The 816-nt window shown below is 62.6% G+C and carries 1 protein-coding gene; it reads right to left on the bottom strand.

Annotation, left to right across the window (positions count from 1 at the left end; genetic code table 11):
* On the bottom strand, nucleotides 1-816 hold an 816-nt coding region (locus CQ12_RS45280), incomplete at both ends, for a hypothetical protein (RefSeq protein WP_198164274.1).

Here is an 816-nt window from a genome sequence, read left to right as displayed (position 1 = left end):
TGCCTGTGGATCATGCTTGGCGTGGTGCTCGCCGGCCGCGGAGCCCTCTTCAAAAGTGTGCAAATCGCGGAGCGCCTGCCCGCGATTGGAATCATCTCCCCGGGCCTCATGCTTGGCATGCTCCTTGGGGGCCCCGGGGCCGTTGTCAGAAACATGCAGGGCCTTCTGCGATTGACCGTGATTTAAATCGTCTCCCGGGGCTTCATGCCCGGCATGCTCCTTGGCGGCTCCGGAGCCGTTGTCGGAAGCATGTAAGTCCGGCTGCGATTGACCTTGACCGGGCCCGTTGTCCCGCCCTGCCTGCGTTGTGTCACGCTGCGGCGGTTCGTTGGCGGCCGCCACGGTCCCGAAACCTCGGGGAATGGTGTTCCCTCGGTCGCTGCCGCTATCCTCCGCGTCGCCATTACCAACGTGAAGCTCGCTGCCGTCTCTGGCGATCGTATCGCCTTGAGCGAACTCGAATGGAAACGCCCCATCGTACACTGCGGCTGGTGAGGCTGTGCCGTCGAAATTTGCAAAGCTGGGAGCTGCGACCGCTGCCAGTCCCGTGGCCTCGCTTGCGGTAGATGAAGTGAAGACATCAGCCAAGCCATCGCCAAAATCGAACGCTTGCGCGGCGTGGGCGGCACCATCGAGCTCGTAAATCAAGGCTCCGAAGGCCGCAATCATGAAGGTGCTGTAGCTGCTCGAACTCGGCCTCGGCGCGTTGAGTGCTGCCTGCGCAAATGAACCCGCGGCAATCTCGACACCGGGATCGACCAGTTTGCCGGTTTGCGTTGACGTGCAAGTTGCCGTGCCGGTGCCGCGATCCTTGCA

It is taken from the genome of Bradyrhizobium jicamae, from assembly GCF_001440395.1.
GTDB lineage: Bacteria > Pseudomonadota > Alphaproteobacteria > Rhizobiales > Xanthobacteraceae > Bradyrhizobium > Bradyrhizobium jicamae.
This window is presented reverse-complemented; position numbering and strand designations above follow the sequence as displayed.